The organism is Pseudomonas sp. FP2338 (genome assembly GCF_030687515.1).
Lineage (GTDB): Bacteria > Pseudomonadota > Gammaproteobacteria > Pseudomonadales > Pseudomonadaceae > Aquipseudomonas > Aquipseudomonas salomonii.
Window position 1 is genome coordinate 5,552,092 of the sequence record NZ_CP117436.1, and the last position, 24,075, is coordinate 5,576,166.

Annotated in this window: 21 protein-coding genes; 8 read left to right on the plus strand and 13 right to left on the minus strand. The window is 61.7% G+C overall.

All coding sequences use genetic code 11. From position 1 onward, the window contains the following. Nucleotides 1-92: 92 nt before the first annotated feature. From PSH96_RS25090 to PSH96_RS25120, 7 genes are all read right to left on the minus strand, one after another. Nucleotides 93-1,409: a TolC family outer membrane protein gene (locus PSH96_RS25090; protein ID WP_305455882.1), complete on the minus strand. Its 1,317-nt coding sequence runs from the start codon at nt 1,407-1,409 to the stop codon at nt 93-95. Continuing rightward, complete coding sequence (locus tag PSH96_RS25095; RefSeq protein ID WP_305455884.1) at nt 1,406-2,716, minus strand: HlyD family type I secretion periplasmic adaptor subunit; 1,311 nt, start codon at nt 2,714-2,716, stop codon at nt 1,406-1,408. Before PSH96_RS25095 ends, PSH96_RS25090 begins: the two co-directional genes overlap by 4 nt. Further along, a complete protein-coding gene (locus tag PSH96_RS25100) occupies nt 2,713-4,449 on the minus strand; it encodes a type I secretion system permease/ATPase (RefSeq protein ID WP_305455885.1) in 1,737 nt (578 codons plus the stop codon). Before PSH96_RS25100 ends, PSH96_RS25095 begins: the two co-directional genes overlap by 4 nt. Nucleotides 4,450-4,620: 171 nt before the next feature. Next, a complete protein-coding gene (locus PSH96_RS25105) occupies nt 4,621-5,238 on the minus strand; it encodes a heme acquisition protein HasA (protein WP_305455887.1) in 618 nt (205 codons plus the stop codon). 103 nt (nt 5,239-5,341) lie between these two features. Beyond that, the gene (locus tag PSH96_RS25110) at nt 5,342-8,092 is read right to left on the minus strand and encodes a TonB-dependent receptor (RefSeq protein ID WP_305455889.1); all 2,751 of its coding nucleotides are present in this window, start codon (nt 8,090-8,092) and stop codon (nt 5,342-5,344) included. A 165-nt stretch (nt 8,093-8,257) separates the two neighbouring features. Continuing rightward, the gene (locus tag PSH96_RS25115) at nt 8,258-9,256 is read right to left on the minus strand and encodes a FecR family protein (RefSeq protein WP_305455891.1); all 999 of its coding nucleotides are present in this window, start codon (nt 9,254-9,256) and stop codon (nt 8,258-8,260) included. Nucleotides 9,257-9,319: 63 nt separating this feature from the next. Continuing rightward, on the minus strand, nt 9,320-9,841 hold the full coding sequence (locus PSH96_RS25120) for an RNA polymerase sigma factor (RefSeq protein WP_305455893.1): 522 nt from the start codon (nt 9,839-9,841) through the stop codon (nt 9,320-9,322). A gap of 207 nt (nt 9,842-10,048) precedes the next feature. Here PSH96_RS25120 and aroQ point away from each other — a divergent pair, with 207 nt between their 5' ends. After that, on the plus strand, nt 10,049-10,498 hold the full coding sequence (aroQ, locus tag PSH96_RS25125; protein ID WP_056858207.1) for a type II 3-dehydroquinate dehydratase: 450 nt from the start codon (nt 10,049-10,051) through the stop codon (nt 10,496-10,498). After that, nucleotides 10,495-11,343, plus strand: coding sequence for a shikimate dehydrogenase (locus tag PSH96_RS25130; RefSeq protein WP_305455897.1), 849 nt, complete (start codon nt 10,495-10,497; stop codon nt 11,341-11,343). Before aroQ ends, PSH96_RS25130 begins: the two co-directional genes overlap by 4 nt. Before the next feature lie 184 nt (nt 11,344-11,527). Here the strand turns inward: PSH96_RS25130 and PSH96_RS25135 are convergent, their stop codons facing one another. Together PSH96_RS25135 and quiC are read right to left on the minus strand one after the other, a co-directional pair. Next, nucleotides 11,528-12,193, minus strand: coding sequence for a TetR/AcrR family transcriptional regulator (locus PSH96_RS25135; RefSeq protein WP_056862012.1), 666 nt, complete (start codon nt 12,191-12,193; stop codon nt 11,528-11,530). Between the two features lie 80 nt (nt 12,194-12,273). Next, nucleotides 12,274-14,175: a 3-dehydroshikimate dehydratase QuiC gene (gene quiC, locus PSH96_RS25140; protein WP_305455901.1), complete on the minus strand. Its 1,902-nt coding sequence runs from the start codon at nt 14,173-14,175 to the stop codon at nt 12,274-12,276. A 210-nt stretch (nt 14,176-14,385) separates the two neighbouring features. Here quiC and PSH96_RS25145 point away from each other — a divergent pair, with 210 nt between their 5' ends. Continuing rightward, complete coding sequence (locus tag PSH96_RS25145; RefSeq protein WP_305455903.1) at nt 14,386-15,720, plus strand: MFS transporter; 1,335 nt, start codon at nt 14,386-14,388, stop codon at nt 15,718-15,720. 1 nt (nt 15,721) lies between these two features. Here the strand turns inward: PSH96_RS25145 and PSH96_RS25150 are convergent, their stop codons facing one another. Beyond that, nucleotides 15,722-16,600 carry a DMT family transporter gene (locus PSH96_RS25150; protein ID WP_017139333.1) on the minus strand — a complete coding sequence of 293 codons (879 nt, stop codon included), beginning with the start codon at nt 16,598-16,600 and terminating at the stop codon, nt 15,722-15,724. A 199-nt stretch (nt 16,601-16,799) separates the two neighbouring features. On the opposite strand from PSH96_RS25150, the gene PSH96_RS25155 reads away from it, so the two are divergent. From PSH96_RS25155 to PSH96_RS25165, 3 genes are all read left to right on the plus strand, one after another. Beyond that, complete coding sequence (locus PSH96_RS25155; protein ID WP_056862006.1) at nt 16,800-17,216, plus strand: membrane lipoprotein lipid attachment site-containing protein; 417 nt, start codon at nt 16,800-16,802, stop codon at nt 17,214-17,216. A 171-nt stretch (nt 17,217-17,387) separates the two neighbouring features. Further along, on the plus strand, nt 17,388-18,275 hold the full coding sequence (locus tag PSH96_RS25160) for a neutral zinc metallopeptidase (protein WP_305455906.1): 888 nt from the start codon (nt 17,388-17,390) through the stop codon (nt 18,273-18,275). Then, on the plus strand, nt 18,276-19,262 hold the full coding sequence (locus PSH96_RS25165) for an alpha/beta hydrolase (RefSeq protein ID WP_305455907.1): 987 nt from the start codon (nt 18,276-18,278) through the stop codon (nt 19,260-19,262). It begins immediately after the preceding gene. Between the two features lie 260 nt (nt 19,263-19,522). Here PSH96_RS25165 and PSH96_RS25170 read toward each other — a convergent pair whose 3' ends face one another. From PSH96_RS25170 to PSH96_RS25180, 3 genes are read right to left on the minus strand one after another with little or no spacing between them, the layout of a single operon-like run. Next, nucleotides 19,523-20,110 carry an HAD family hydrolase gene (locus PSH96_RS25170; protein WP_305455909.1) on the minus strand — a complete coding sequence of 196 codons (588 nt, stop codon included), beginning with the start codon at nt 20,108-20,110 and terminating at the stop codon, nt 19,523-19,525. Further along, entirely contained in the window at nt 20,107-20,976 is an 870-nt protein-coding gene (tesB, locus tag PSH96_RS25175) for an acyl-CoA thioesterase II (RefSeq protein ID WP_017139338.1), read from the minus strand. The genes PSH96_RS25170 and tesB overlap by 4 nt, the downstream gene beginning before the upstream one ends. Nucleotides 20,977-21,014: 38 nt before the next feature. Further along, on the minus strand, nt 21,015-21,584 hold the full coding sequence (locus PSH96_RS25180) for a GNAT family N-acetyltransferase (RefSeq protein ID WP_099487120.1): 570 nt from the start codon (nt 21,582-21,584) through the stop codon (nt 21,015-21,017). Nucleotides 21,585-21,660: 76 nt separating this feature from the next. Between PSH96_RS25180 and PSH96_RS25185 the strand changes: the two genes are divergently transcribed. Together PSH96_RS25185 and PSH96_RS25190 are read left to right on the plus strand one after the other, a co-directional pair. Beyond that, on the plus strand, nt 21,661-22,581 hold the full coding sequence (locus tag PSH96_RS25185; protein WP_058421550.1) for a histone deacetylase: 921 nt from the start codon (nt 21,661-21,663) through the stop codon (nt 22,579-22,581). 171 nt (nt 22,582-22,752) lie between these two features. Then, complete coding sequence (locus PSH96_RS25190) at nt 22,753-23,979, plus strand: TIGR03862 family flavoprotein (RefSeq protein WP_305455912.1); 1,227 nt, start codon at nt 22,753-22,755, stop codon at nt 23,977-23,979. The last annotated feature ends 96 nt before the right edge of the window (nt 23,980-24,075 follow it).

Sequence of the window (24,075 nt, forward strand, 5' to 3'; positions counted from 1 at the left end):
TCCGTGGCACCCGACAACCGGCTCCATCCTTGCGAAGCTGTTTCACAGATTAGTAACGACGAACAACCCCGCGAATGCGGCGTTGTAACCACTCATGCCGATGGCTGGAAATACCCTGCCAACGCCCGCAAGTCCTGCTCGCTCAGCAACCCCGCGTAATACTTCAACTGAATCCGCGCCAGCAAATACGCATGCCGTGCGTTTGCCAGGTCGCGGCGGGCGGTGAACAGTTGTTGTTCGGCGTCGAGCACGTCGAGGTTGACCCGCTCACCGCCAGCCACACTCCTTTGGGTCGCGCTGACCAAGGCTGTAGCCGAGCTGACGGCCATCCCGTAAGCACGTACTTTCGCCGCGCCGCTGGTGTTGAGGTTGAACTGCTTGCGCAGCTCCACCAGGGTATTGGCGGTTTGCGCGTCCAGTTCATATTGAGCCTGGGACAATTGGCTAGCCGCCTGGCGTGTGGAGGCCGAGACCGAGCCACCGGCAAACAACGGCAGGCTGACTTGGATGCCGACACTGTTGGTATCGTACTTCTGGTTGTAGCTGCTTTCCGAATCGGAGCTGGTCTTGCGGCTGCTGGCGTACAGGCTGACCTTGGGCAAGTGCCCGGCGCGCTTACGCTCGACTTCATAGGAAGCCACGTCCAGCGCGTGATGCGCAGACTTCAGCTCAGGATTGTTGGCCATGGCCATTTCACGCCATGTCTCAAAACGGTTCGGTTCCAGGGGCGCAATCTCGAACTGGCGAGCCAGCGGTGCCAGCGCTTCGATCTGCAACGGCTGACCCACGATGGCTTCCAATTCACGCAAGGCGCTGTCCTGGGCATCCTGCGATTCAAGCTCTTCAGCCTGGGCCAGGCTCAGCCGCGCCTGGGTTTCCAGCACATCGGTACGCGTGCCCTCGCCGCCTTTAAGCAGGCGTTCATTGAGTTGCAGGCGTTCGGCAAACGCGCGCTTCTGCGCGCGGCTCAACTCGATGCGCTCCTGGGCCAGCAGCGCCTGGCTATAGGCGCCCAGTACCCGCACAGCCAATTCCTGGCTTTTGCTGCGAAAGCGCTCATCGGCCATCAGCGCCTGGGCGGTGCCCTGGCGGAACCGTGCGTAGGCTTCGTAATCGAGCAGCGGTTGTTGCAGGGTCAAGGTCGAAGCGTAGCTGCGATAGTCGCGGTCGCTGGTGGTGCGGTTCTGGGTGACTTCGGATTCATTGCGCGAATTGTTGTAACTCCAGGACAGGTTCGGCAGCAACGCCGCCCGGCCGATCACGCGGTTCTCCTCACCGGCCTCACGCTCCTGGATCGCGGCCTGAAAGGTCGGATCATTACGCAGGGCCAAATCGTAAGCCTCCAGCAAACCCAAGGCCTGCGCGGCCGGCGCACAACTCAAACACAGGGTAAACAGCAGCGCCTTCATTCTTCCACCAGCGCCATGTGCGTGCGGTCGAGCAGCGGCTTGAACAGGTAGTTGAGCATCGAACGCTCACCGGTTTTGACGAAGGTTTCCACCGGCATGCCCGGCCGGATCTGCACGCCATCGAGTTGCTGCATACCGGCCGCGCTGACCTGAGCGCGCAGCGTGTAGTACGGCTCATCGGTACGTTCATCCACCTGGCGGTCGGCCGACACCAGCGTCACTTCACCGGCCACCCGCGGCGTGGTGGCCTGGTTGAACGCCGAGAACAACAATTCCACCGGCAAGCCTGGGTGTACCTTGTCGACCATCTGCACCGGCACGCGCGCCTCCACCAGCAACGGCTCGCCTTGAGGCACGATGTCCATCAGCACCTGGCCGGGCTTGATCACGCCGCCTTCGGTATACACATCGAGCCCCACCACCACACCGGCAGCGGGCGCGCGCACCCGGCTGTTGGCCAGCTCGAACTCAGCCGACGCCAGGCGGTTGCGCAAGTCATCACTGCGGGTGCGGGTGTCGGCCAACTGGCCGCGCAGGTCTTTCTGGAAATCTTCGCCCAGTTGGCGAATGCGCAAACGCAATTCGAGCACCTGGCGTTGCAGTTGCCCAATGCGGCCGAAATCCTCGGCAATGGTGCCATCGATCTGCGCGTACAGGCGCTCGCTGTCGAGCAGGCGATTACGCGCGATATAGCCATCGCGCGCCAATTCGCGCAGGCCTTGCAATTGCTCGTTGAGCGCCGCGCGTTGCTGGACTTTGCTGGCCTGGGAATCGCGGGTGCCGCGCAACTGCGCCTCGGCCCCGGCGATGGTTTCGCGCAAGCCTTGCTGCTCGGTGGCCAGCGCCTGAGCGCGGCTGCTGAACAACTGCCGCTGTAAATCCAGCAGGCTGGCCGCGTCAGGCTCGCTGAGCAATTCGGCGCCGAAGTCGATGGTTGGCAGCCCCTCGCTTTCGGCACTCAAGCGCGCCTCACTGGCCAGCGACGCCCAATACTGGCTGCGCAACGATTGCATCTGCCCGCGCAGTGGCGTTTCTTTCAAGCGCAACAGCACCTGGCCGGCCTTGACCACATCGCCATCGCGCACCTCGATGCGCTCGACGATACCGCCGCTAGGGTGCTGCACAGTCTTGCGATGGCCCGAGACCATCACTTTGCCCGACACCGCTACGCCCTTGTCCAACGGCGCCAATGCCGCCCAGCCAAGAAACCCGGCAAAACCACCGAGTACCAGCAGCCAACCCAGGCGTGAGTACTTCTTGTCATCCAGCGCCAGCACATTATTCGGTACGGGTTTGACTTGGCTCATGCCTGTTTTCCTTCACCGAGGCGGTAACTCATGCTCAATGTCGACACCGGCTTGGCCGGCGCGGGTTTCTGGCGGGCGTCCAACACGCGCGCTGTGGGGCCGAACGCTTGCAACTGGCCGTCCTTGAGAATCAGCAACTGGTCGGTCAGGGACAGCACGTTGGCTTTGTGGGTAATCAGAATGACCGTGCGGCGCTGCTGCTTGAGTTGGGCGATAGCCTGGAGCAAGGCCTGTTCACCGGCTTCATCAAGGTTGGCGTTGGGTTCATCCAGCACGATCAGCGCGGGCAGGCCGTACAACGCGCGCGCCAGGGCCACGCGCTGCTGCTGGCCGCCGGACAAACCGGCACCGCCCTCCCCCAGTTGCGTGTCGTAGCCCTGGGGCAGTTGCAGGATCAAGTCATGCACGCCGGCCATTTGCGCGGCGGCGATTACCTTGTCGGCGTCCACGTCGGCAAAACGCGCGATATTTTGCGCGATGCTGCCGGCAAACAGCTGGATATCCTGGGGTAAGTAACCCATGTGCGGGCCAAGTTGCTGCTTGTCCCACTGGGCCAGGTCGGCGCCGTCCAGGCGCACTTTACCGGCCAACGGTGCCCAGGCACCGACCAGCACGCGGGCCAGAGTGGATTTGCCGCAACCCGACGGGCCAATCACGCCCAACACTTCACCCGCCGGCAGGCTGAAGCCCAGGTTGCTGACGGCCGGACGACGGTTGCCCGGCGCGCAGGCGCTGACCTGCTCGACGCTCAGCTGGCCCTTGGGCACCGGCAAGTTCATGCGGGCTGGCCGGGCCGGGTTGTCCGCCAGCATCTGCGACAAGCGTTCGAATGCCAGGCGCGCCGAACCCCATTGTTTCCACACGCCAATCAACTGGTCGATGGGGCTGAGCACGCGGCCCATCAAGATGGAGCCGGCGATCATCATTCCCGGCGTGATATCACCCTGCACCGCCAGCAAGGCGCCCAACCCCAACACCAGCGACTGCAAAGCCAGACGCACGCCCTTGGACCAGGCGGTGACAGCAGCGGTCTTTTCACTGGCCAGGTTCTGCTGCGCCAGAAACGCCTGGTGCTGGGTGAACCAACGGTCGCGCAAGGTGGCGAGCATGCCCATGGCTTCGATGGTTTGCGCATTGCGCAAATTGGCCGTGGCCTGCTGGCTGGCGCTGATGGACAGTTGGCTGGCCTGGGCCATCGGTGCATGGCTGACATGGTGGTTGACCCACGCCAGCGCGATCAGAATCAGCGCACCGCCCAGCGCCAGCAGGCCAAGCCAGGGGTGAAAAAGGAAGATCACCAGCAGGTACACCGGAAACCACGGCGCATCAAAAAACGCGAACAACGCCTGGCCAGTGGCGAATTGGCGCAGCGTGGTCAGGTCGTTCAGCGCCTGGCCCGCCGCCTGGGTGCCGCCCTTGAGTTGTGCTTCGAACGCGGCATCGTATACGCGCTGGTTCAAGCGCATGTCCATTTGCGTGCCGAGGCGGATCACCACCTGGCTGCGCACCCATTCCAACGCGCCCATCAGGCCGAACAGGCCGAGGATCATCAGCGTCAGCATCAACAGGGTCATCAGGTTACCCGAGGCCAGCACCCGGTCGTACACCTGCAGCATGTAGAGCGCCGGGGCCAGCATCAGCAGGTTGATCACCGCCGAGAACAGGCCGATGTTGAAGAAGCCACTTTTATAGGCCGTGAGAGCAGCCAGGGTTTCGTTGCCGGCGTGGCGCATCTGGGGATTCTCGTGGGGTTAAGCGGGCAGTGCCGCCGCGTTGACAGGCGATACGGCGCTGCGCAGAATTTGGCACCGCTGTCGCTGAAGAGTTAGAAGGCTTGGCGACGGCGGTGTGTCATGCGGCGAAGGGCAGAGTGATCTCCCCTTCGCTTTTTTTATGCAGCAACGTCAGGCAGCGAGTGCCCAGTCCTGCGCCACGTCTTGCACGCCGACCAGGGCGACATCGGCCGACGGTGCGGCGTGACCCAGCCCGGCAGCGGCCAGTTGGTCGAAGGTCGAGGCCGTGGACAGGCCGAAGTCGTCCAGCAGGTTGTTGAGCACGCTTTCCAGCGCGGCGGTGTTGCCCTGCATCAGGCCGTAGATCACGCTCTGAACTTCGTTGCCCACGCGACCGGCGCCTTCGGCAGCGCTCAGGTCGAGGCCGTTGAACGCAACTTTGAAATCATTAAGGGTGAAGTCGCTGCCACTGCCGCCGCCCAGGCCGGTGCCCAGTTGCACGTTATCGAGGTTGCCCCACAGGTAGTGGTTCAGGTTGTTGCCAGCAGGCAGCGACGGGTTGAACACATAGTGCAGGCCGTTGCTGGTGTTGCTGTCGGCGATAAAGGCGTATTCGGAGTTGCTGGCGCCGTGGGTCGAATACTGGTCACCACTGAGGGAGCCGTTGCTGAAGCCACCGGTGTTGCCGGTGCCATGACCGGCCGTATTAAAGCCCACAGCCCAAGAACTCAAGTAGTCGGAGACCGACAGTGAACCCAGGCCCGAATCGTAGCTAACAGAAATAGTCATCGCTAAACCTCGTTAAACAACGTTTTAGATGAGCACGCCGGTGCGGCGCACTTTTTTGCCCACGCTTGGGCAAAACCATTGATCAGGTGCATCAGCACACCGATCAGAATTTGTATTCCAACATCCCGCTCAGGGTTCGCCCCCGCGCCAGGCTGAGGTTGTTGGCGTCGCCCATGGCGACGAAATAGGCTTCATCGGTGGCGTTTTCCAAGGCCAGCGCAATGTTCAGGTGATCGGTCATCCAGTAACTGGCGTACAGGTCGTAGAGCGTGTATTGAGGCCACATCGCCTGGTCCATCAGCTCGTAGCCCTGCTGATTGAGGTTTTCGCCATTGCCCGCGCTGTAGCGCACGCGCACACCGGTATCCAGGCGCTTGTCGAGGAAACGCGCACCCAGCGTCAGCGAGCCGCGATCGGCGGGCATATACGTGGCGTTGCCCATGATTCGCCCGCAGCTTTCCTTGTTGTTGGCGACGTTGTCGTCCAGCACTTCATAGGTGGTGACCGGGCGAATGCCGATGCGCCCGTTCGGCAGCGTGAAACGCTCCAGGCGTGTGGTGCGCGGCCCGGTGGTCTTGGCGCCGCCCATGTAATAGTTCTTGGAGCAGAACTCATTGCTGCCAATCATGTGGGTGTAACTGAGGTTGGCGTACGCCCGGCCCATGTCGTAATTGAGCTGGTATTCCACCCCGCGGAAGCGCGTCGGGTTGGTGTTGTTGACGTAGGCCATGGTCCCCAGAAACCCGCCGGACTGAGTTTCCGGCAGGCTGACGCTGGTGTTGAGGAAGGAAAAGTTTTCAATGCGGGTATCGAAGTACGCCACCTTCATGCCCAGGCGGTCATCACTGAACAGCAGCCCCTCTTTGAAGACGTTCATGCCCACTTCCCAATCCCGCGACTCTTCAGGCTTGAGGTACGGGTTGGGAAACACGCGCTCCCCGGAACCGCCACCATGCGGGCGGCCCGTCATGAAGGTTTCGGTGACGGCCGGCGGGCGCCAGCCTTTGCCCCAGCGGGTATAGAGTTGCAGCCAGTCCACTCCCGGCTTGACCGCGATGCCGAAGGTCGGCGAGAACTGCCCTTCTTCACGGTCCACATCGAACACTTGCGACACACGCTTGGCGCCCACCAGGCTGCTGAAGAAGCGATCACGCCGATACAGGGTCAAGCCGGTCTGGCCTTCCAGCCGATAACGGTCGTAGCGCAAGCCCGCATCCAGGGTCAGCCAGTCGCCATATTCGTATTGCAGGTTGTTGAACAGGCTGGCGATGGTGCGTTTGCCACTCGGCGTACTGCCTTCGGCATAGGGCAGCAGGCCGAGGTTGTTGACGGCTTCAACCTTGTTGGTGCGTGGCTTGAACTCGTCCTGATACATCTCCACGCCGTAGTTCCAGCTCAGATGCCCACGCTCGCCGAAGTCAAAACGCGAGGTGTTGTCGCCCTGCAGCCCCCAGGTATCCGTCTGGAAATGATCGCTGTAGGCACCGACGTAGTTACCCGTGCCCGGCGTCGACAGGTTGGGCGAATTGTCACGATCCAGCTGGGTCGTGACGTAATAGACCTTGGCCTTCAGATCGATCAGCGGGTTATCCGGCGTGTAGCTGTAGTCCAGCGCAAAGTTCTTGGCATTCAGGTTGTTTTTGCTGACGCGGCGGTAGTCGACGCTCTGCAGGTCATCGGTGATGTAGGCCCAGGCATCGTTGCTGTCGCTGTCGCTTTCCAGGTAGCTCAATTGCACGCGCTGATCGTTGGGCAAGTTGAGACCGAACTTGGCGATCTGCGAGCGGGTGACGCTGCCCATGTCCCCGACTTCGCTGTTCAACCAATCATCAAAGGCTGCCGGTGCGTATTTGCGCGCGCGCAGGTTGGTGCCCAGCTTGTGGTCGTTATGGGTACCGGCACGGTAGTTGCCGAAATGCCGCTCGCTGTAGCCCAGCAACACATCACCGCGCTCGTCACCAAAGGCAAACACGCCGCTGCCATTGAAGTAGGTGCCATTGCCCAATTCACCCATGCCGCTGCCGGCGCGAAAACGTCCGCCGATCTCTTTGCCGTCCTTGAGAAACTCACTGGCCTCCAGCGTCTTGAACGAGGCGATCCCGCCCAACACCGCCGCACCGCCCTGCCCCGATTGGCTGCCCTTGTCGATCTGGATGCTGGAGATGAATTCCGGGTCGATCAGCATGGTGCCGTTGCGCTGCTGGTGGCCGTTGACGTTGAAGTTCTGGCGCATGCCGTCGATGTTCATGTTCACGCGGCCGTAGTCCTGCACGCCGCGAATGTTCACCGACAGGCCGGGGTCACGCTGGTTGACGGCGGTGTACACGCCAGCGGTTTCTTCGAGCATGTCGGCGGCGTGACGGGGCGGGCGCTTGTCGATCATGTCACGGCTGATGACGGCCACGGACTTTGGGCTCTGGTATACCCAGTCGCCGGGCTGGCCGTTGGTGTTGCCGGTGATGGTGGTGGTGCCGACCGTCATGGCGCCGTCATGTTCGGCCGCCACGCGGTTGAGGGTGACCTGGCGCTCGCCGGTAAAGCGGTATTCCACCGGCGCGCCGCCGAGCAAACGGCCAAGGCCTTCCTGCACACTGAAGCTGCCCTTAAGCGCCGTGCTGCTCAAGCCTTGCAGGCGTTGGCTGTCGAACAGCACCTGCAAACCTGCCTGATCGGCGAACGCCAGCACCGCACTGCCCAGGGATTGCGCAGGGATATCAAACATCAACACCACAGGCTGGGCCGCGCCGGCTTGAGGCTGCGCGGCGTACACGGGCGCCACTGCAGCGAACAGGCCCAAGTGGATGGCCAGGGCTAACCGGCTACCGGTGATGCGCCCCTTGGTGAGTGCTGACATGTTTGATTTCCCTGCGCTAAGCGTATTTTTGTTTATGCGAATGCTTCTCACCTAGCAAGACGAGCGAGGCGCTGGAAGTCAGTAAGACTTTTTTGAAAGTTTTTCAGACAGGGGCTTTTTTAGAGGGGCTTTGGCGAGCAGCGGGAGGTGCCTCCCGCCGGGGCATCAATAGATCAGGCTGAGGCCTGCCAGGTCCAAGCGTTGCACTTGAAGTTCCTGGGTCAAGGTCGCCAGGGCGGTGTCGAGCATGTCGAGGCGGAACACGCCACTGACTTCGCGATCACCCAGGGCGGCGTTGGTCAACACCACGCGGCCAGGGCGATAGCGGTTCAGTTGCTCGATGACTTTGGCCAAGGGCAGCCGGTCGAAGATCAGCACGCCGCGTCGCCAACTGGTGGCGCGCTCCACATCGAATTGATCCAAGGGCACCACGCCGTCCTGCGCGCTGTAACGCGCCGCCTGGCCTTCCTTGAGCACGCGCTCGCTCGCACCTTGTTTCGGTACGGTTTGCAGCGCGACTTCGACGCTGTGCTGCAACACGCCCACCCAGGCCTGACGCTCATCCTCGCGCTCGACCACAAACCGCGTGCCCAATGCACGGGTCTGCGCCCCGGCGCTTTGCACCACGAACGGTCGGGTTTCTTCGCCTTTCATCGGTGCCACGTCGAAAATCGCTGAACCCTGGATCAGGCTGATGCGCCGCTGCACGCCGTCATAGTCCAGGCGGATCGCACTGGCGGAATCCAGCTCCACCGTGCTGCCATCGGCCAGGTGCACAGTGCGGATTTCGCCCTTCTGGGTCACATAGTCAGCCTGCAAACGCAGCAACGTATCCGGCCCGCGCAGCCACCCCACGCCTGCCGCCACCACCACCAGTGCGACGGCGGCCACACGCTGCCACGGCCTGCGCCGCGTGGGCCGACGCAACGGCAACGCTGCCGAAGGCGGGCGCTGACGGTGCACGGGTTCATCCTTATGCACTTCGCCCAAGGCTGCCCACGTCTGCTCGGCGAACCGCAGCGCCGCTTCATGGCGGCTGTCGCAGGCGATCCAATGGCGCAGCTCGGCCTGCTCCTGTTCGGTCAGGGCACCCGCGTGCAGGCGCACCGCCCATTCGGCAGCCGCCTCGGTAATGCTGTGCTGTTGCGGACCCTGGCTATTCACGTGTGAATCTCGAATTTTCGTTATGTAAACGCTGTGACGTCTGACGCGGGCCGTTTCGGTAATTCATTCGTCGGATGGCTTCACCTCACCGTCCTGCAAGCGCTGCATCACATAGGCCAAGGCCTTGGCCAGGTGCTTTTGCACGGAGCTGTCGCAGATGTCCAGGTGCCGGGCAACCTGGGCGTGGGTCATGCCTTCGATGCGGTTCAGACGGAAAACCTGCTGGGTGCGTTCCGGCAACTCCGCCAGTGCCTGCTTCAAAGCCTGTCGCTGTTGCTGCGCCATTGCCTGCGCCTCCAACCCGGCCACGTCATCTTCAATCTCGGCCAACGCCTCGTGGGGCACGGAATCTGTCTTGCGCCGCGCTTCCTGGCGAATATGGTCGATCAGCAGATTGCTTGCCGTTCGATAGAGATAGCCCTGGGAATTGTCGATGCGCTCGCCGGCCGGTTTTTCCGCCAGGCGCAGGAAGCTCTCCTGCACCAGGTCCGCGGCCAACTGCGGGTCCCGTACCTTGCGCGCCAGATAACCGCGCAGGGTATCGGCGTGCTTGAGAAACAGGCCCTTGAGATCCACGTCCGACAAACCGACTCCCTGGAATGTTAAGGAAACAGGCGGGCATCTTAAGCGTTGTCGAGAATGATTTTCAATTGATATCTAATCTGATTCGGTGTTCGGGTGTGTCTGAATAAGCGTTCGATAATCGAACACATCAGCCGCCTTCAATTGACCAAATTAACCATCCAGTACATTTTATCCGCACAACCAATAAGAAGTGTGGAGATACCCTTTATGCCGCCCATCGTGCTGGTGCTCAACGGCCCCAACCTCAACCTGCTCGGCACCCGTGAGCCTGCTACCTACGGGCATGAAACCCTGGCCGACATCGCCGCACTGTGCGGTCGCAGCGCGGAAAACCTCGGGTTGAAAATCGAATTTCGCCAGACCAACCACGAAGGTGAACTGCTCGACTGGATCCACGGTGCCCGTGCCCGTTGCGCCGGTATCGTGATCAATCCGGCGGCCTGGACCCACACCTCCGTAGCGATTCGCGACGCACTGGTGGCCAGTGAAGTGCCGGTGATTGAAGTGCATTTATCCAATGTGCATGCGCGCGAGGCGTTCAGGCACCACTCGTTTGTATCGCCCATTGCCAAGGCGGTGCTTGCAGGCTTCGGCAGCCACGGTTATCACCTGGCGCTGGAACACTTCAGCCACAGCCTCAAAGGATCCGCCCGATGAAACCGCGCATCCTCGCCGGCCTGATCGGCGCCGGCATCCAAGCCTCCCGCACGCCCGCCCTGCATGAACAGGAAGGCGACGCCCAAGGCCTGCGCTACCTGTACCAGTTGATCGACCTGGAAGCCCTGCAACTGAACATCAACGCCCTGCCCGACCTGCTGGACGCGGCCGAGTTGATGCACTTTACCGGCTTGAACATCACCTACCCGTGCAAGCAGGCAGTGCTGGCGCTGCTCGATGAGTTGTCTGACGAGGCGCGAGGCATTGGCGCCGTCAACACCGTGGTGTTCAAGGATGGCAAGCGCATTGGCCACAACACGGATTGCCTGGGGTTTGCCGAAGGTTTCCGGCGCAACTTGCATGATGCCGCCCGAGCACGGGTGGTACAGATGGGCGCCGGCGGTGCAGGCGCAGCAGTGGCCCATGCATTGCTGGCCGAAGGCGTGCAGCACTTGAGTATTTTTGACGTGGACATGGCCCGCGCCTGCGACCTGGTGGATAACCTTGCGCAGCGCTTTGGTGCCGGTCGCGCCCAGGTTGGCAACCACCTGGAAAACGCGATGGCCGAGGCGGATGGCCTAGTGAACACCACGCCCATGGGCATGGCCAAGCTGCCCGGCACGCCGGTGCCGCCGGCGCTGTTGCGAGCCGAACTATGGGTTGCGGAAATCGTGTATTTCCCGCTGGAAACCGAACTGCTGCGCGACGCCCGCGCCCTGGGTTGTCGCACGCTGGACGGCGGCAATATGGCGGTGTTTCAGGCAGTGAAGGCGTTTGAGTTGTTCAGTGGCCAAACGCCGGATGCGCAGCGAATGCTGGCGCACTTTCAGAGCATGAATAGCTGACTGCCGAAACCGAATCAAAAAATGTGGGAGCTGGCTTGTTGTGGCGAGGGAGCTTGCTCCCGCTGACTGCGCAGCAGTCTCCCGCTTTTTTGGGGGCGCTTCGCACCCCAGCGCAAGCAAGCTTGCTCGCCACAACAAGCCAGGCCCCACACTGATTGCGTTCCAGATTGGGAGTCGGGTGGGTTCAAGCCTGCAAGTACCGCATCACCGACTCACAAATCATCTCCCGATGCCGCTGTTTAATCGCTTCGTCCGACAGCTCGATCTGAAAAATCTCACTGAACGTATGGCGGTTGGACACCCGGTAAAAGCTGAATGAGTTGATCAGCAGGTGCACATCCAGCGGCTCCAGCCCCTCGCGAAACACCCCCATCTCGGCACCCCGCCGCAATGTGGCGCCCAGCGCTTCGAGGATGTTGCTGTTCATCGCCTTGATCGAATCCGAGCGCTTCACGTATTCCGCGTTGTGGATATTTTCGATGCTGACGATGCGCACGAAATCCACGTTCTGGTCGTGGTGATCAAAGGTGAACTCCACCAGCCGACGGATCGCTTCACGCGGTTCCAGGGCGGTGAGGTTCATGCGGGTTTCGGTGTTGCGGATGTCGCCGTAGAGTTTTTCCAGCACCTCGACGTACAACTGCTCCTTGCTGCCGAAGTAGTAATAGATCATGCGTTTGGAGGTGTGGATACGCTCGGCGATCGCATCCACGCGCGCGCCGGACAGGCCCTGCTGAACAAACTCGACGATGGCTTCCTGCAGGATGTTTTCGCGGGTCTTTTCCGGGTTGTTCTTGCGACTCTTGCGCGGTGTGTCTGACACAGCGGAGAGGTCGGGGGTCAGGGTCATGGTGCGCTCACGGCCATTTTTGTTGTGCAAGCGGCGATTATGGGCCGAGGCGCTTCCCGAAGGAAGCACCTGGCCGGCCGTTATAAACGCGCCTGACGTGCCGCGCCGCTGCGCGATTTGGCCATCGCCGCCAGGCGCACCGCCACGTTGGCCGCGCCATACCCGGCGTAACCGTTCTTGCGCTGGATGATCTCGAAGAAAAACCGCCCTTCGAACGCCTCGGTGTACACATGAAACAACTCACCGCCCTGGGCATCACGGTCGTACAGCACGTTGTAGTACGCCAGTTCGCTGAGGAACTCATCGTCGAAATCAAACCGTGCGGCCAGGTCGTCGTAGTAGTTGAGCGGGATATCCAGTAACGGCACGCCGGCCGCTTTGGCCCGGCTGACCTCCGCGAAAATATCCGCGCAGTCAAAAGCAATGTGGTGCACACCCGAACCACGATAGCTCGACAGCGCGTGGGAAATCGCCGTGTTGCGGTTCTCGGAAATATTCAGCGGCAAGCGGATCGAGCTGCAACGGCTGCGCAACGCTCGGCTTTTCACCAGGCCATACGGGTCCGGCAGCACCACTTCGTCATCGGCTTCGAAATCCAGCAGGCTCTTGTAGAACAACACCCAACTGTCGAGGCTGTCGGCCGGCAAGGCCATGGCCATATGGTCGATGCGCAGCAAACCGCCGCTGGACGCCGTTGCCGCTTGCAAGTTGAAGTCGGTGTCGTACAGCGCACCCTCGGCAGGGTCCACCAGATAAATCAGGCTGCCATCTGGCGCACGTACGGCCGCCAGTTCCAGCTCGTTAGGCCCGACCAGCCCGCGATACGGCTGGCCTTTGTAGGCCACGGCCCGCTCCAGCGCTTTGGCGCTGTCCTTGACCCGAATCGCCGTGGCGCACAACGACGGGCCGTGGGCTTCGAAAAAGTTGTGGGCAAAGGAATAGGGTTCACAGTTGAGTATCAGGTTGATATCCCCCTGGCGCAGCAGGCTCACGCTCTTGGAACGGTGCTGCCCAGCCTTGACGAACCCCAGGCGCTCCAGCCAGTGGGTCAGCTTGGCGCCGAGGCTTTCGTCCACGGCAAACTCGAGGAATTCGATGCCGTTGTATTCGCTGGCCGCCGGGGTATCAAACAGAATCTCGACGGGCTGGGCCGGCGCCTCCTGCTTGAGGCGTTCACGGGTTTTCTCTTCCAGGTACAGCAGCGAACGCAAGCCATCCGCCGCATTCGCGCGGGTCGGCGCGGCGCGGAAACCGTCGTTGAAGATCTCCAGGGACAAGGGCCCGGTGTAGCCACTTTTGATGATCGGCGCGAGAAAGCCTGCCAGGTCAAATTCGCCCTGCCCTGGGAAACAGCGGAAATGCCGACTCCACTCAAGCACATCCATGGCCAGGACCGGCGCGTCGGCCATTTGCACAAAGAAGATTTTGTCGCCGGGAATGCCAGCAATGCCGCTCGGGTCGCCCTTGAGCGACAAGGTATGGAAGCTGTCGAGCAACACGCCCAGGCTTGGGTGATCGACCTGGCGCACCAGGTTCCACACCTGCTGCCAGGTGTTCACATGCTTGCCCCAGGCCAGTGCTTCATAACCAATGCGCAAACCACGGCGGCCAGCGTGCTCGGCCAGCAAGCTGAGGTCATCGAGCAAAATGCGTTCATCGCCCACGCAATCTGCCGAGGCATTGCTGCACACCAGCACCAGGTCGGTGCCCAGCTCCTGCATCAAATCGAATTTGCGTTCGGCGCGTTCCAGGTTGCGCGCCAGGCGGTCGCGGCGGCATCCTTCAAAGTCGCGGAACGGCTGGAACAAGGTGATGGCAATGCCCAGGTCGGCGCACATCTGCCTAACTTCCCGCGGGCTGCCGTCGTAATACAACAGGTCGTTCTCGAAGATCTCCACCCCGTCAAACCCGGCAGCGGCGATGGCTTCGAGCTTTTCCGGCAGGGTGCCGCTCAAGGAAACGGTGGCAATGGAACGTTGCATGGGGCGACTCCCGGAGTTGTTATTTGCAGCAAATTATTGGCCCCTAGCCTACACGCAGCAATTAAAATGTACGAACCGGTTAGTTTTTTGTGCGATTACCGAACACTATGCCCTGTTGGCGAATTGACGACTTTTTAACCGCTGCGCACCATCGAACCTGCACCAAGACCCAGAACACACCATAAAAATTTCAAAAACGGGTACGACCTCATGCCTTCGCAAAACTCCGCTCTGGCCGCGCGCCCGGGCAACCCGCACGCCGGCATCGGCGACAAGATCCGTGGCGCCATGGCCGTGGGTAAAACGCGCTGGGGCATGCTGGCCCTGGTGTTCTTCGCCACCACCCTTAACTACATCGACCGCGCCGCCCTGGGCGTGATGCAACCGATCCTGGCCAAAGAGATGAGCTGGACGGCGATGGACTACGCCAACATCAACTTCTGGTTCCAGGTGGGTTATGCCATCGGTTTTGTGTTGCAAGGCCGGCTGATTGACCGCGTGGGCGTCAAGCGCGTGTTCTTCTGCGCCGTGCTGCTGTGGAGCCTGGCCACCGGTGCCCACGGCCTGGCCACCTCGGCGGTGGGCTTTATGGTCTGCCGCTTTATTCTCGGGCTGACGGAAGCCGCCAACTACCCGGCCTGCGTCAAGACCACGCGCTTGTGGTTCCCGGCCGGTGAGCGCGCAGTGGCCACCGGCATCTTCAACGCCGGCACCAACGTCGGCGCGATGATGACCCCAATGCTGCTGCCGTTGATCCTGCACGTGTGGGGCTGGCAGGCGGCATTCCTGTGCATGTCGGCACTCGGCGCAATCTGGCTGGTGTTCTGGGGGTTGAAGTACTACAACCCGGAAGACCACCCGACGGCCAAACAATCCGAATTGGACTACGTGCAACAGGAAGCCGAACCCGAGCAACCGAGCGTGCCGTTCAGCCGCATCCTGCGCATGCGCGGCACCTGGGCCTTCGCCCTCGCCTACGCCATGACCGCGCCGGTGTTCTGGTTCTACCTGTATTGGCTGCCGCCGTTCCTGAACCAGCAATACAACCTGGGCATCAACGTGACCCAGATGGGCATTCCGCTGATCATCATTTACCTCACCGCCGACTTCGGCAGCGTGGGTGGCGGGATTCTGTCGTCATTCCTGATCGGCCGCGGGATGAATGCGATCAAGGCGCGGCTGTTGTCGATGCTGCTGTTTGCCTGCTGCATCGTTGGCGTGATCATGGCCGCCGGTTCCAGCCAATTGTGGGTTGCCGTGTTCGCCATCTCCCTGGCGATCGGCGCGCACCAAGCCTGGACCGCCAACATCTGGAGCCTGGTGATGGACTACACGCCCAAGCACATGATGAGCACGGTGTTCGGTTTCGGCGGCATGTGCGCGGCCATCGGCGGCATGTTCATGACCCAGATCGTCGGGCACATCCTTACCGTGACCAACAACAACTACACCGTGTTGTTCACTCTGATCCCGGCGATGTATTTCATTGCGCTGACCTGGATGTACTTCATGGCGCCGCGCAAGATTCCCAAAGTCGACGTGTAACTCACCGCCGCCGCTGCTGCCAGGCAGCGGCCAGCCCGCTCATGCAGATCACCCCGATGCCGACCACCGTGGTCACGTCGGGGGTATGGCTGAACACCAGCCAACCCAATAACCCCGCAAACACGATCTGGCAATAGCCGAACGGTGCCAGCAAGGCTGGCGCCGCGAAGCGGAACGCCTGGGTCAACATCAAGTGCGCCGTCATGCCGCAGGTGCCCAGCGCCAGCATCAGGCAGGCATGCCATAGCGTCGGGACCTGCCAGAAGAACGGCACCAGCGCACTCATCACCAAGGTATTGCACAGCCCGGCGAAGAAGTTGCTGGTGGTCGGTGTGTCGTATTGGCTGAGGATGCGCGTGAGCAATTGGTAGAAACAGAAGAACATCGCCGAACACAGCGGCAGCAACACCGCAGGCGTGAACAACTCGCCGCCGGGGTGGATGATGATCAACACACCGACAAACCCGCAGATCACCGCCAGCCATTGGCCACGCGTGACGTGCTCGCCGAGCAAAGGCACCGACAGCGCCGTCACCAGGATCGGTGCCAGGAAGTTCACCGCCGTGGCTTCCGCCAACGGGATGTAATGCAGCGCGGCGGTAAAAAACAGACTCGTGCCCAACAGGCACAACGCCCGCACCACCTGCATACCCGGCCGCTTGCTGCGCAGCACCCGCAAGCCGGATTGCGGCAGGAAAATCCCGGCCATCAGCAAGGTGTGCACCAGGTAACGCGCCCACACCACCATTACAATCGGGTAAAACCCGGCCAGGTATTTGGACAGGGCGTCGTGGCTGGAGAACAGAAACGTCGCCAGCACAATCAGCAGGATGCCTTTGAAAGGATGGTTGACGCCGGAAAGGGGTGTGCTGACAGTCATTGAATTCTCTTGCATGGTGGGCTGAACGCTGAGCACTGAACGCGGTAGCACTCAACCCGGTAATCTAGCAGCCGGGCCGAAGTCTGCCCCAAGAGCATAACCAAACACCGTGCGAACAGCGCACTAAATCACGGGTTTCGAGTCCAACGCTGCACGTTCACCGTCGCGTTGCACCCTTTTTAACCAAGGCCATGTCGCTATGAAAAAAACACTCTTTGTTCTTTCTGCCCTTGCCCTGCTCACCGCGTGTAACAAGGAACCCAAGGAGGCCCCAAAGCCCGCCCCCGCTTCCGTGCAAGCCACGCTGGTGCCGGCAACCCCACCGACCGATAAATGGGTCGGCAAATGGATCGGCGTCGAAGGCCTGAACCTGACCATCGCCAAGGACGACAGCATCGGCCGTGGCCACTACCTGCTTACCATGAAATACGGCCTTGATGCCGACGACTCCGGCACCTTCAAAGGCGAAGCCAATGAAGACGGCATCAGTTTCACCCGCCCGGACGGCCCGCAACAGTTGAGCGCCGGCGACGGTGAAGCCACGGGCCTTAAATGGCTGGCAGATAAAAAAGACTGCCTGATCGTCGACACCGGCGAAGGCTACTGCCGCGACTGAGGCGGCAAACCTGACATAACTTTCATCTGGCGCCCCTGCCGACACGGCCTGACAGCAGCGATACTAGGCAGCTCTCGTTGCTTGTCAGACAGCCGGGCTGGCGCCATGCCCCTGCACCGACAACACTGCTCTTAAAATATAGAGCACAGGCTTAACGAGAGGACTGCACCAATGCTATGGAAAAAAGGCCGACGCAGCGACAACGTGGTGGACGCCCGTGATGACAGTGGCGGCGGCGGTGGCGGTATGCGCTTTGGTGGCGGCAAAGGCCTGAGCCTCACGGCGATCGTGCTGATCGTCGGCATTGGCTGGCTGACCGGCCAGGACCCGATGCAGATCCTCGGCCAGCTAAGCGGCCAAATGGAGCAAGCGCCCCCGGCGAGTACGCAGGCGCGCCAGGCGCCGCCGGCCAACGACCAGCAGGCCGATTTCGTGCGCGCCGTGCTGGGCGACACGGAAGACACCTGGGGCCAGGTGTTCAAGGAAAACGGGTTGGTCTACAAGAACCCGAAACTGATTCTGTTCCGTGGCCGGGTCAATTCCGCCTGCGGTGGTGCCACCTCGGCCAGCGGCCCGTTCTATTGCCCGGCTGACCAGCAAGTGTATCTGGACCTGGATTTCTTCCGGGAGATGTCGCAACGCTTCAAGGCTTCAGGCGAGTTCGCCCAGGCGTATGTGATCGCCCACGAAGTCGGGCACCACGTGCAAACGCTGCTGGGCATCTCGGCCAAGATCCAGGCCGCACGCCAGCAAGGTCGGCAGATGGAAGGTGACGGCGGTTTACTGGTACGCCAGGAACTGCAAGCCGACTGTTTCGCCGGCGTGTGGGCCAACCGCGCGCAAAAACGCCTGAACTGGCTGGAGCCCGGCGATATTGAAGCCGCACTGAATGCGGCCAACGCCATCGGCGATGACCGTTTGCAGCAACAGGGTCAAGGGCGCGTAGTGCCGGACTCGTTTACCCACGGCACCTCGGCACAGCGGGTTCGCTGGTTCAAGACCGGCTTCGCAGAGGGCCAGATCTCTCAATGCGACACCTTTACAGCCAAGAGTCTTTAAATGAATAAACGATTGGGATTGCTGCTTAGCGCATTAGCGATGTGTTCCACCGCCAACTGGGCCGCCGAGAAAGAACATGGCGTCAAGGTGGTCAGCCCCGATCGTTTCCAACTGGATGCCGGCGCCTTGAGCCTGGGCTTGAGCCAGGACTGGAGCCAGCCGTTGCCCAACGTCACCCGCGCGTTGATCATCGTGCATGGTCGCCTGCGCAATGCGCAGACCTACCTGCAAAGCGGCGAAGATGCCGCCCAGCACGCAGGCGTTGCCGCCAATACCCTGGTGATCGCACCGCAGTTTTTGAATGAGCTGGATACCCAGCGCAACCATCTCGATAGCCAGGTGCTGCGCTGGAACCACAACGACTGGATGGCCGGCGACCCGTCGACCGGCCCAGGCCAGGTCAGCTCCTACGGCGCCCTCGACCAGATCATCAAGCACTTGGGCAACCGCAAGCTGTTCCCGGCGTTGAAAGAAATCGTGGTAGCCGGCCATTCCGGCGGCGGCCAGGTGGTGCAGCGCTTCGCCCTCACTGGCCACGACCACCCGATGTTGCAAACCGAGGGCATCAGCCTGCGTTACGTGGTGGCCAACCCGTCGTCCTACGCCTACTTCACCCCGCAACGGCCGGTGAAGTTTGATGTGGCCAGTTGCCCAGGCTTCAACGACTGGAAGTACGGCATGCAAAACCTGCCGGATTACGCCAAGGGCCAGAGCGCGCAGCAGTTAGAGCAGGTTTACGTGTCACGCAACATCACCTACCTGCTGGGCCAGCAAGACACCGACCCCAACCACCCGGCGCTGGATAAAAGCTGCGAAGCCGAAACCCAGGGCGCGTATCGCCTGATTCGTGGGCATAACTATTTTGACTCCCTCAAGCAGCGCCATCCGCAGCTGACACAGAAGCTGGTGGAAGTGCCTGGGGTTGGGCACGACGGCGATAAGATGTTTACGTCGCCTGAGGGTGAGAAGGTGCTGTTCGGGAAATAGGATCAAAAATGTGGGAGCTGGCTTGCCCTAATGCCAGCCAGTTAAGAGCTAGAACTGACAACCAGTAACCTGTGGCGAGGGAGCTTGCTCCCGTTGGGCCGGGCTGGCGCTCCAGCGCGAAGCGGCCCCTGCTCTTTGCTTTAAAAGCATGGGACTGCTACGCAGTCCAACGGGAGCAAGCTCCCTCGCCACAATTACCGGCTATGCCTTAACTGCCTGGCAAGCTCAGCTCCCACACAAGCCCGACCGAGGTGTCTGGGTTAGAGCATCCGGCGCAACGCCGCGCAATCCTGCGCATGCCAATCCGCCAGTTCCGGCCACGGGTTCTCCGGCAAGTTCACCAGCACCGTGCGCGTCCCCGCCGCCCGGCCACAAACCAGGTCAAAGCGGTAATCCCCAACCATCACCATCGCGCTCGGCGCGACCTGCCAGGCAGTCGCCAACTTCAGCAACCCACCCGGATCGGGTTTTGGCGGCGCATCATCACGCCCCAGCACATCCTCGACGGCAAAGCAGTCCGCCAGGCCAATCGCTTCAAGGGTGATATGCGCCAACTCCTGCGCATTGCGCGTCAGGATGCCCAGGCGATAACCCCGCCCGGCCAGCTCGCGCACCAGCTCCACCGCGCCAACAGCAGCAACCGAACCCACGGCCAGCTCGCGCTCGTGCTCAAGCAACCAGGCATGCTTGGCCGCCGCCACATCCGTAGGCAATGCCGCCAGGTGCGTGAGAATGTCGTCTTCAGGTGGAATATCGAGGGCCGCGCGAATCGCCGCAAAATCATGCACGGCCACCGTGAGGGTGCCGTCCATGTCAAAAACCCAATGCTTAACGTCCGACAGGCTCATGCCCAATCCTTGCGATGGCGAATCAGCCCTTCCTGGGTCACCGAAGCCACCAGTTGCCCGGCGCGGTTGTACACGCTGCCACGGGAGAAACCCCGTGAATTACCGGCCCACGGGCTGTCCATGGCGTAGAGCAGCCAGTCATCGGCACGCAGGTCGGCGTGGAACCACAGCGCGTGATCAAGGCTGGCGACCTGCATGTCTTTCTGCCAAACCGTCTTGCCGTGGGGCAGCAGCGAAGTGGTCAACAGGCCGAAGTCCGAAGCGTAAGCCAGCAGGTATTTATGCAGCGCCGGCGAATCGGCCAGTGCGCCGTCAGCACGAAACCACACGTACTTGACCGGGTCGGACGGCTGCGGGTTGAACGGGTCTTTTTCGGTCACCGGGCGCACTTCGATCGGCTTGGGGCACAGCAGCTTGTCGCGCATGTGCTCGGGGATCAGGTGCGCGCGTTGCTTGGTCAGTTCCAGCTCCGACGGCAGGTTTTCCGGGCCGACGACCACGGGCATGGTGGTCTGGTGCTCGAAGCCTTCTTCGTCATACTGGAACGAGGTGGTACAGGTGAAGATCGGGTTGCCCTTCTGGATCGCCGTGACGCGGCGTGTGCTGAAACTGCCGCCATCGCGCACGCGGTCCACCGAATACACCACGGGCAGCGCTGCATCGCCAGGGCGCAGGAAATAGCCATGCAGGGAATGCACGTGGCGCGCTTCTTCTACGGTCTGGCTGGCGGCCGACAGCGACTGGCCCAGCACTTGGCCGCCGAACAGTTGGCGAAAACCCAGGTCCTGGCTGCGGCCGCGAAAGAGGTTTTCCTCGATCGGCTCCAGGGTCAGCAAGTCCACCAGATCTTCCAATACTTGGCTCATAGAGCAACTCCTACAATCAATAGAGCATTCCGGGCTGCTTATCCGTGCAGCGTGTCCAACCATTGGGCGCGGGTGATGCGGTACAACACATGATGGCGCAGCGGGTCATCGGCTGCGACCTTGGGGTGTTCAAAATCTGCCTGCGGATCGTAATGCATACCGATGGCCTGCATGACTTTTTGTGATGGCAGATTGGATTCGGTGGTGAAGGCGAGGATTTCATCCAGCTGCAGCCGGTCAAAACCACAGCGCAGCGCGGTCCACGCCGCCTCGCTGGCGTAACCCAGGCCCCAATGCTCGCGAGCCAGGCGCCAGCCAATTTCTACCGCCGGGGTAAAGTCGGCCTCGAAGTTGACGTTTTGCAGCCCGGTCAGGCCGATAAATTCGCCGGTGTCCTTGCGCTGCAAGGCCCAAAAGCCAAAGCCATATTCGGCGAAGTGCCCGCGAATCCGGCCGATCAACGCGGCGCTTTCCAGGTGGCTCAACTTGGCCGGGAAATAACGCATCACCTGCGGGTCGGCGCACATGCGTGCAAATTCCGTCAGGTCGCTGTCGCGCCATTGGCGCAGCACCAGCCGTGCGCTTTCCAATTCCAGTATCGGCTCCATGGGTCCCCCTCCCTTGCCATGTGCGTGAGTGTACAGCGCTGGTAAGATCCGTCGCAGGTTCCCGTCAGAAAATCCCATGCCTCTGCCATTGATCTACCACGATGACTACAGCCCTGAGTTCCCGGCGGACCACCGGTTCCCCATGGACAAATTCCGCCTGTTGCGTGACCACCTGGTGGACAGCGGCCTGACCCAGGACAGCCACCTGCTGCGACCCGAGGTCTGCCCCGCCGAGATTCTGGCCCTGGCCCATGAACCTGGGTATATCGAGCGCTACATGAGCGGCGAGTTATCCCGCGAAGACCAACGCCGCCTCGGTCTGCCCTGGAACGAAGCCCTGGCCCGGCGTACCGTGCGTGCAGTCGGCGGCTCGATACTCGCAGCGCAAAAGGCCCTGGAACACGGCCTGGCCTGCCACCTGGCGGGCGGCACGCACCATGCCCATTACGACTACCCCGCGGGCTTTTGCATCTTCAATGACCTGGCGGTGATCAGCCATTACCTGCTGGCCAGCGGGCGGGTCAACCGCGTGCTGATCTTCGATTGCGACGTACACCAGGGCGACGGCACCGCGCGCATCCTGCACGACACGCCGGATGCCATCACCGTGTCGCTGCACTGCGAAAAGAACTTCCCGGCGCGCAAGGCCCAGAGCGACTGGGACATCCCGCTGCCCATGGGCATGGGCGATGCCGACTACCTCAAGGTGGTCGACGACGCGCTTAACTACCTGTTGCCGCTGTACCAGCCCGACCTGGTGCTGTACGACGCCGGGGTGGATGTGCACAAGGACGACGCCCTCGGTTACCTCAAGCTGACAGACGCAGGCGTCGCCGCCCGCGATGAAAGCGTGATGCGCCACTGCCTGGGCCGCGACATCCCGGTGATGGGCGTGATCGGCGGTGGCTACAGCAAAGACCGCCCGGCCCTGGCCCGCCGCCACGGCATCCTGCACCACAGCGCGCAACGGGTGTGGGCGTCATCAGGTTGTCATTGAGTTGTGCGCGTTACCCACAATGCCTGTGGAACGGCCTGTGGATAACTTGAGCGTAAGGGCCCGAAAGCCAGCAGCCGTATGGCGTGTAGGAAAGTGTACGTTTTTTGATCAGGCAGCTACGCCGTCGTCGGGTAGAATGCTCGGCCTATTCAAGCGACCGTAGCCCTGCCCATGCCCCAGACCCCTTCTCAACACGTCACTATTATCGGCGGCGGCCCTGCCGGGCTGATGGCCGCTGAAGTCTTGAGCCAGGCGGGCGTGCGGGTGGACGTGTACGACGGCATGCCTTCGGTGGGGCGCAAGTTCCTGCTGGCGGGCGTGGGCGGCATGAACATCACCCACTCCGAGGCGTACCCGGCGTTCCTGTCGCGTTACGCCGAACGCGCGCCGCACATGGCGCCGTTGTTGCGCGCGTTCGGTAGCGACGCCTTATGCGAATGGATTCATGGCCTGGGCATTGAAACCTTTGTCGGCACCTCCGGCCGCGTATTCCCCACCGACATGAAAGCCGCCCCACTGCTGCGCGCCTGGCTCAAGCGCCTTCGCGACCAGGGCGTGGTTATCCACACCCGGCATCGCTGGCTGGGTTGGACCGACGACGGCGGTTTACTTATCCACAGCCCGGACGGCGATAAAACTGTGCACAGCGATGCGGTGTTGCTGGCCTTGGGCGGCGGCAGCTGGTCGCGCCTGGGCTCCAACGGTGCCTGGCTCAAGTTGCTGGAAGATAAAGGCGTGCCCTACGCCGCACTGCAACCGAGCAATTGCGGCTTCGAAGTGTCGGGCTGGAGCGAGTTGATGGTCAGCAAATTCGCGGGTGCGCCGTTGAAGAACGTCGCCATCGGTTTGGCAGATGACAAGCCACGGTTGGGGGAATGCGTGATCACTGCCCTGGGTATCGAAGGCAGTTTGATCTATGCGCTGTCGGCACCGATTCGCGAAGCGATCAACCGTGACGGCTCAGCCACGGTGCATATTGATTTGTTGCCGAGCAAGCCGCTGGACAAAGTGATGACTGCCTTGGGCAAGCCGCGTGGTTCGCGCTCGATGAGCAAGCATTTGCACAGTCAGTTGGGGCTCGATGGCGTGAAGGCGGCGCTGTTGCGTGAACTGGCGCCCGCTGAGCACTTCCATGATCCGGCGCAATTGGCGGTAGATATCAAGGCGCTGCCGCTGACGCTGGTGAAGGCGCGGCCGCTGGATGAGGCAATCAGCACGGCGGGTGGCGTACCGTTTGAGGCGTTGGATGAGCGGCTGATGCTCAAGCAATTGCCAGGCGTGTTCTGTGCGGGGGAGATGCTGGATTGGGAAGCGCCGACCGGCGGGTATTTGCTGACGGGGTGTTTTGCCAGTGGACGAGCGGCTGGGCGTGGTGTGTTGGAGTGGCTTCAGCGCTGAGTTCAAGTACGCTATCGCAGGCAAGCCAGCTCCCACATTTTGAACTGTGAACACCGTCAAATGTGGGAGCTGGCTTACCTGCGATGAGGCCCTGAC